Below are 7,735 nucleotides of genomic sequence, written 5' to 3'. Positions count from 1 at the left end.
CTCTTACGACAATTCTAATGTGAGATTCTCGAAAAGTGTCACAAGGGAAGTACAGGCCACTAATTGATCAGATTTGTGACTTTTGAGAGCTTGAGTGGAACTACGGGGCTTTATGTGATCTAAAAAGGCAGATTTTTAGCTAAAACAAACAAAATAGCGGATCGTAGAGTCCTATAACAAGCGAATCGCTCGAATCGCCAGAAATAGGGGATCGTAGTTCCCAATTCCCCAAAGCAGCAGCCTATCACCCTTATACCCCAAAAAAAGGAACAGCCCCTGACGTTAAGCAGGGGTTTTTTTGTAAATACTGAGAGTAAGCTGTGAAAATGCTCTGTTTTCTTATATACGGCCAATGTTTAACGGCAGCACTTGTCAAAAAGAAAGGAAATGATTATAATCTAGTTAAGGTCAAAGAAAGTCAAAGTCAATCAAAGTCAATTTACTTCTAGCAGTCTGGGAGGATGAATTGATGCGTAACGTATCAGAGATTATTGAGCAGTATTTAAAGCATGTCCTTCAACAAAGCTCTGAAGGAGCCATCGAGATTCAACGAAACGATCTAGCCGATCAATTCCAGTGTGTGCCTTCCCAAATCAATTACGTGATTAGCACCAGGTTTACGCTGGAAAAGGGTTACCTCGTGGAGAGTAAGCGTGGCGGTGGCGGGTACATTCGTATCCAGAAGATTGAGCTTAAGAGCCATGGATCGATATTGGATCATATTTTTCGAACGATTCATACACACATAGATCAAGTCGCTTCTGAGGGACTCATTTACCAGCTGCTGGAGGGCCACTATATTTCAACACGAGAAGCCAATTTGATTCGGGCAGCGATATCCAGAGACGTGTTGACCTTCAAGCTCCCGCTGCGCGATGAAATTCGAGCTAGAATCCTTAAAGCGATGCTGATATCCTTGCTTAGCAGATGAGGAGGCATTTGAAATGATTTGTCAGGAATGCGGGAAACGACCGGCGACTCTTCATTTTACGAAGATTGTGAATGGAGACAAGAACGAGTTCCACATTTGTGAGAATTGCGCCCGTGAGAAGGGTGAAATGATTCCTGGGACATCTGGCGGGTTTTCGATTCATAATCTTTTATCAGGATTACTTGATTTCGACCCTTCCTCTTTATCCGCCGCGAAGTCCCAAGCGATCCGTTGTGAGAATTGTGGGTTAACGTATTCGCAGTTTAGCAAATTAGGCCGTTTTGGATGCGGATCCTGTTATCAGAGCTTTTCGGAAAAGTTGGATCCTCTGTTCAAAAGAGTGCATGGGAACACCGTGCATGTGGGGAAAGTCCCCAAACGAAGCGGTGGCATAATCCAATGCAAGCGAGAAATTGATACGCTGAAGAAGGATATGATGACCTGCATTGAAGCAGAAGAATTCGAACAAGCGGCGAAGATCAGGGACCAAATTCGTGAGATAGAGAAGAAAATTGCCGGATTGTGATTTTGTAAGGAAGGTGTGAATCCAGTGACACTACAGCGGTTTACAGGAGATGCATTAAGCGAATGGATGAAGGGAGAGGGGCCGGAGTCGGATATCGTCATCAGCAGTCGAATCCGTATTGCACGCAACCTCAGAGACTACCCTTACCCGATGCTAGCTACCAATCAACAATCACAAGAAGTACTTGATCAGTTGTCCGGCGTGCTGGAGAATGATGAGCTGGAGACGATCAGTAATTTTTCGCTTATTCCGCTGTCTGACCTTAACGAGCTTGAGCGAATGGTACTTGTTGAAAAGCATTTAATTAGTCCTAACTTAGCTAACGAATCCAGAAATGGTGCTGTTATTTTAAGCGAAAATGAATCCATCAGCATTATGATCAATGAAGAGGATCATCTTCGCATACAATGTTTGTGCCCGGGCTTCCAAATCAAAGAAGTTTGGGACTTGGCGAACCAGATTGATGATATTTTTGAAACCCAGCTGGATTACGGCTATGATGAAAAGAGGGGCTATCTTACAAGCTGCCCTACTAACGTCGGAACCGGCATTCGTGCTTCGGTAATGATGCATTTACCCGCTCTGGTGCTCAGCCAACAAATCAATCGGATTTTATCCGCTGTTACACAAGTTGGATTGACGGTTAGAGGATTATATGGGGAAGGCAGCGAAGCTTTAGGTAATCTGTTCCAAATTTCGAATCAGATTACATTAGGACAATCCGAAGATGAGATTATTGATAATTTACACAGTGTCGCAAGGCAAATTATTGAGCATGAGCGTGCTGCAAGGCATAAGCTGATGCAAGAGTCTAGAATGCGTATCATTGATCGCGTGAACCGCTCGCTTGGTATTTTGTCCTATGCAGGGATTATGGACTCTAAGGAGGCTGCACAGCGCCTGTCGGATGTGCGATTAGGCATCGACTTGGGGATTATCAATAATGTTTCTTCTAATGTTTTGAATGAACTGCTGGTCATGACACAACCTGGCTTTCTCCAGCAATTTGCTGGTGAGAAGCTGAACGCCGATGAGCGCGATATGCGCCGGGCCGAGCTGATTCGAGAGAAATTCGGCAGGATATAGTCAGTTAAGATTCATCCTTTAGGTTTTCCATAGATATACTACTTTTGGAGGTGTTCTCTATGATGTTTGGCAGATTTACAGAACGTGCGCAAAAGGTGCTTTCTTTGGCTCAAGAGGAAGCAGTTCGCTTAGGGCATAACAATATTGGTACTGAGCACATTTTGTTGGGTCTTATTCGTGAAGGGGAAGGTATCGCCGCGAAAGCACTCGTTGCTTTGGGCTTAGGTCTTGAAAAAATTCAAGATGAAGTCGAATCCCTAATCGGCAGAGGACAAGAGCAGCCTACCAACATTGCGTATACCCCTAGAGCGAAAAAAGTCATTGAGTTGTCCATGGATGAGGCAAGAAAATTAGGTCACACGTATGTGGGGACTGAACATATTTTACTGGGGCTAATTCGCGAAGGCGAAGGCGTTGCTGCCAGAGTCCTTAACAATCTAGGTGTTTCTTTGAACAAGGCTCGTCAGCAAGTTCTTCAATTGCTAGGCAGCAGCGAGACCGTGTCTCCGAGCCACGGCAACACTCAGAATGTGAATACACCTACATTGGATGGTTTAGCAAGAGATCTGACCGCCTACGCCAAAGAAGGCCATTTGGATCCTGTAATCGGGCGCAGCAAAGAAATCGAACGCGTGATTCAAGTGTTAAGCCGCAGAACGAAAAACAATCCGGTGTTGATCGGTGAGCCAGGGGTTGGTAAAACGGCAATTGCCGAAGGCCTCGCTCAGAAAATCATTAATAATGAAATCCCGGAAACGTTGAAGGATAAAAGAGTGATGACACTCGATATGGGATCTGTGGTAGCAGGGACCAAATATCGCGGTGAATTTGAGGATCGCCTCAAAAAAATCATGGACGAAATTCGTCAAGCAGGGAACATCGTGCTCTTCATTGACGAGCTTCACACACTGATCGGTGCTGGTGGTGCGGAAGGTGCGATTGATGCCTCCAACATTTTGAAACCGGCTTTGGCTAGAGGCGAACTGCAGTGCATCGGTGCTACGACGCTGGATGAATACCGTAAATACATCGAAAAGGATGCCGCGCTAGAGCGCCGCTTCCAACCAATCACAGTGGATCAGCCGTCCCCAGAGGAAGCCATCCAAATTCTATACGGGCTGCGTGACCGCTATGAAGCTCATCACCGTGTGAAAATTACGGATGCCGCTATTCAAGAGGCTGTTAAGCTCTCTGATCGCTATATCACGGATCGTTTCTTGCCGGACAAAGCGATTGACTTGATTGATGAGGCTAGTTCCAAAGTGAGACTTCGCTCCTACACAATACCGCCTTCATTGAAACAGCTGGAGAACAAGCTGGAGGATATCCGCAAGGAGAAAGATGCCGCGGTTCAAAGCCAGGAGTTCGAGAAAGCAGCGGGGCTTCGCGATACCGAACAGAAGCTTCGTGAAGAGCTGGATACGACGAAAAACGACTGGAAGGAAAAACAAGGTCGTTTGGATACAGAAGTAACACCGGATGATATCGCTCAAATCGTAGCAAGCTGGACAGGAATTCCTGTGAGCAAGCTGGCGGAAGAAGAAACAGATCGTCTGCTCAAAATGGAAGACATTCTCCATGAGCGTGTCATCGGACAGGAAGAAGCAGTAAAAGCCGTCAGCCGGGCGATTCGCCGTGCTAGAGCAGGCCTCAAAGATCCGAAGCGTCCAATGGGCTCCTTCATCTTCTTGGGACCTACGGGTGTGGGTAAAACCGAGTTAGCTCGTGCATTAGCCGAGTCTCTATTCGGAGACGACAACGCGGTAGTACGGATCGACATGTCGGAATACATGGAGAAACATTCGACTTCTCGTTTGGTCGGAGCGCCTCCAGGGTATGTTGGCTATGAAGAAGGCGGCCAATTGACGGAGAAAGTTCGCCGCAAACCATACTCGGTTGTATTGCTCGATGAGATCGAGAAAGCACATCCGGAAGTTTTCAATATTCTTCTGCAAGTGCTGGAAGATGGACGTCTGACGGATTCCAAAGGACGTACAGTCGACTTCCGCAATACACTGATCATCATGACGTCGAACGTAGGCGCGGATATGATTAAGAAAAACTCCTCACTTGGCTTTACTGCCGCTCTGGATGCTGGTAAAGATTACAACAACATGAAAGATAAAGTGATGGGTGAGCTCAAGAAAAGTTTCCGTCCTGAGTTCCTTAACCGGATCGACGAAATCATCGTCTTCCACTCCTTGGATGAGAAACATATCGCAGAGATCGTTTCTCTGATGGCGGATGATCTTCGCAAACGCCTGAAAGAACAAGAGGTGGACTTCTTGTTGACAGACAAAGCCAAAGCCTTCCTGGCCAAAGAAGGATATGATCCGACTTACGGCGCAAGACCGCTTCGCAGAGCCATCCAGAAGCATATTGAGGACCGTCTGTCTGAAGAGCTTCTCAGAGGCAATATCGCGAAGGGCGACTCCTTAACGATTGATGAGAGCGAAGGCGAGCTGGTTGTCCGGAAGGGCGAAGGCGTAGCAGCTAAATAAAAGCAAGCAAAGAAGCATTTTGCTGCATCCGTTCCTGGGTGTGGCAAAATGCTTTTTATTTTCAGATGACCTTTCATGGGCTTCGTAAAAATGGTAAACTTTATTGGTAAGGATAGCCAAATAATGAATTTAAAGATCTAAGGAGTCACTTACGTCATGAGTAAACAGAAGACGAAATTTTGCTGTCAAGAATGCGGGTATGAATCGCCAAAATGGATGGGCAAATGCCCAGGTTGTCAGTCTTGGAATACGATGGTGGAAGAAATCGAAACGGTCGTACGTACAAAGGGGATGAATTCTTCTGCTCCTCGCACGAAAGAAAAACCTACCCCCATCATACATATAGAAAGTAGCCCAGAGCCTAGGGTTGTGACCAGCAACAAGGAATTGAATCGCGTCTTAGGCGGAGGTATTGTGCCTGGATCTTTGATTCTCGTAGGTGGGGATCCGGGAATCGGGAAATCAACGTTACTGCTCCAAACTTCTTTCGAGCTGACGCAAGCACATCAGAAGGTGCTTTATATATCGGGGGAAGAGTCCGTTAAACAGACGAAGCTTCGTGCAGATCGCTTGAATGCCTCATCTCCGCTGCTGTATGTTCTTTGTGAAACGAACCTTGAGCTTATTGAAGAAGCCATTCAAGAAATTGAACCCGATTTCCTGGTGATTGACTCTATTCAGACTGTCTTCCATCCTGCCATCACATCGGCCCCGGGCACCGTTTCGCAAGTTCGGGAATGCACGGGTCACTTTATGAGAATAGCTAAGGGGAAAGGGATTGCAACGGTCCTTGTCGGCCATGTGACGAAGGAAGGTGCCATTGCGGGACCTAGGATGCTGGAGCACATGGTTGATTGTGTTCTTTACTTCGAAGGAGAGCGGCATCACTCCTACCGCGTGCTCCGCGCAGTCAAGAATCGATTCGGGTCTACGAATGAGATCGGCATTTTTGAGATGCAGGAAGTAGGACTTGTCGAAGTGAGCAACCCCTCTGAACTGTTCCTGTCCGAAAGACCGCTTGGTGTTGCCGGTTCTACCGTGGTTGCGAGTATGGAAGGAACGCGTCCGGTATTGGTAGAGATTCAGGCGTTGGTCTCTTCGACGAATTTCCCATCCCCAAGAAGGATGGCGACTGGTGTCGATCACAACCGACTTTCTTTAATCATCGCCGTTCTAGAGAAACGCATGGGCATGTTCTTGCAGAACCAGGATGCTTACCTGAACGTGGCTGGCGGCGTCAAGCTTGATGAGCCTGCCGTTGATTTAGCAATTGCGATTAGTATCGCATCCAGCTTTCGGGATCATGCAACGAGACCTTTTGATGTCGTGTTCGGTGAGATCGGGTTGACCGGTGAAGTTCGTGGCGTGTCGCGGATTGATCAGCGGGTGAAGGAAGCCGAGAAATTAGGATTCCGCAGAGTCATTATGCCAGAGAAAAGTTTGAAGGGGTGGACGCATCCGCCCGGAATGGAGATTATTGGGGTGAACACCGTGTCGGAAGCATTGAAAGCGGCACTGGATTAGCTCTTGAATCATTCAACCTGCAAGCCTTCAGGAGGAAACTATGAGTAAAGAAGAGATAAAGCGAGACGTCATGAGCCAATTGCTGCAAATGGTAGCCCCTGGCACATCGTTCCGCGACGGTTTGGAGAATGTATTACGCGCCAAAACGGGCGGACTTATTGTTGTTGGATATAGCGCGGAAGTAAGAGAAATTGTCGACGGCGGATTTTCGATCGATTGTGATTTTTCACCCAATTATTTATATGAGCTTGCCAAAATGGATGGAGCGATCATCCTCAGCGAAGATATCAAACGTATTCTATATGCAAATACGCAATTAATCCCGGATTCCTCCATTTCCTCGTCGGAGACTGGCATCCGTCATCGGACTGCTGAACGTGTTGCGAAGCAAACCAATAAGCTGGTTGTTTCGATTTCGCAACGACGCAATGTCATCACCCTTTATCAAGGAAACTTGCGCTATGCGCTCAAAGATATAGGCGTTATCCTAACGAAAGCTAATCAAGCCATCCAAACGTTGGAGCGGTATAAAGTGGTATTGGATCAGTCGCTGACGAACCTGAGTGCGTCGGAGTTTGAAGAGCTGGTTACGCTGCACGATGTCACCAATGTCATTGCCCGATTTGAAATGGTGCTGCGCATCAAGGCGGAAATCAATCGCTATATTAACGAGTTGGGGAATGAAGGCCGTTTAATTAGCATGCAATTGGAAGAACTTGTTGGCAATGCGGAACTTGAAGCGCGTTTGCTCGTAAAAGATTATGTAAGGGAATTATCCGAAGAACGAGTCAAAGAAATGCAAGCTGGTTTGAAACGGTTATCTTCGGATGAGTTGCTGGAACCGCACCAAATCATTCGATTACTCGGCTATCCGCATACGAATTCAATAGTTGAAGAGCCGGTTTCTCCGCGTGGATTCAGGGTTCTTGGGAAAATACCGCGGCTTCCCTCGATCATTATTGCGAATCTTGTAGAGAAATTTGGCTACCTGCCGCACATGATGATGGCAACGATTGAAGAGCTGGATGAAGTTGATGGAATCGGTGAAGTGAGGGCGCGAGCTATTAAAGAGGGCCTCAAAAGAATTCAAGAACAAGTGTTCATTGACAGACATATTTAAAGTGGATACAATCATAAAGTATCTAATGTTGAGGTTTTATAAAGTCA

General features: G+C 46.7%; 6 protein-coding genes. All 6 read left to right on the top strand.

Going from position 1 to position 7,735, the window contains the following annotated elements:
• Positions 1-469: 469 nt before the first annotated feature.
• The 6 genes from PCH02S_RS28955 to disA all read left to right on the top strand — a co-directional run bounded on the left by PCH02S_RS28955 (position 470) and on the right by disA (position 7,688).
• Complete coding sequence (locus PCH02S_RS28955; protein ID WP_127457568.1) at positions 470-931, top strand: CtsR family transcriptional regulator; 462 nt, start codon at positions 470-472, stop codon at positions 929-931.
• A gap of 13 nt (positions 932-944) precedes the next feature.
• Positions 945-1,457: a UvrB/UvrC motif-containing protein gene (locus PCH02S_RS28950; protein WP_127457567.1), complete on the top strand. Its 513-nt coding sequence runs from the start codon at positions 945-947 to the stop codon at positions 1,455-1,457.
• 66 nt (positions 1,458-1,523) lie between these two features.
• Positions 1,524-2,543, top strand: coding sequence for a protein arginine kinase (locus tag PCH02S_RS28945; RefSeq protein ID WP_157326770.1), 1,020 nt, complete (start codon positions 1,524-1,526; stop codon positions 2,541-2,543).
• Positions 2,544-2,602: 59 nt separating this feature from the next.
• Positions 2,603-5,044: an ATP-dependent protease ATP-binding subunit ClpC gene (clpC, locus tag PCH02S_RS28940; RefSeq protein ID WP_127457565.1), complete on the top strand. Its 2,442-nt coding sequence runs from the start codon at positions 2,603-2,605 to the stop codon at positions 5,042-5,044.
• Positions 5,045-5,200: 156 nt separating this feature from the next.
• The gene (gene radA, locus PCH02S_RS28935; protein WP_127457564.1) at positions 5,201-6,568 is read left to right on the top strand and encodes a DNA repair protein RadA; all 1,368 of its coding nucleotides are present in this window, start codon (positions 5,201-5,203) and stop codon (positions 6,566-6,568) included.
• A 40-nt stretch (positions 6,569-6,608) separates the two neighbouring features.
• Positions 6,609-7,688: a DNA integrity scanning diadenylate cyclase DisA gene (disA, locus tag PCH02S_RS28930; protein ID WP_127457563.1), complete on the top strand. Its 1,080-nt coding sequence runs from the start codon at positions 6,609-6,611 to the stop codon at positions 7,686-7,688.
• Positions 7,689-7,735 lie beyond the last annotated feature (47 nt).

The sequence above is a fragment of the Paenibacillus chondroitinus NBRC 15376 genome, from assembly GCF_004000765.1.
Classification (GTDB): domain Bacteria; phylum Bacillota; class Bacilli; order Paenibacillales; family NBRC-103111; genus Paenibacillus_E; species Paenibacillus_E chondroitinus.
Note: the sequence above shows the minus strand (reverse complement) of the source record. Positions and strands in the feature narration are given on the sequence as shown.

Coding starts and splice junctions, on each gene's coding strand:
- PCH02S_RS28945 (WP_157326770.1), top strand. CDS start 1,524: ATGAAGGGAGAGGGGCCGGAGTCGGATATCGTCATCAGCAGTCGAATC.
- radA (WP_127457564.1), top strand. CDS start 5,201: ATGAGTAAACAGAAGACGAAATTTTGCTGTCAAGAATGCGGGTATGAA.
- PCH02S_RS28955 (WP_127457568.1), top strand. CDS start 470: ATGCGTAACGTATCAGAGATTATTGAGCAGTATTTAAAGCATGTCCTT.
- clpC (WP_127457565.1), top strand. CDS start 2,603: ATGATGTTTGGCAGATTTACAGAACGTGCGCAAAAGGTGCTTTCTTTG.
- disA (WP_127457563.1), top strand. CDS start 6,609: ATGAGTAAAGAAGAGATAAAGCGAGACGTCATGAGCCAATTGCTGCAA.
- PCH02S_RS28950 (WP_127457567.1), top strand. CDS start 945: ATGATTTGTCAGGAATGCGGGAAACGACCGGCGACTCTTCATTTTACG.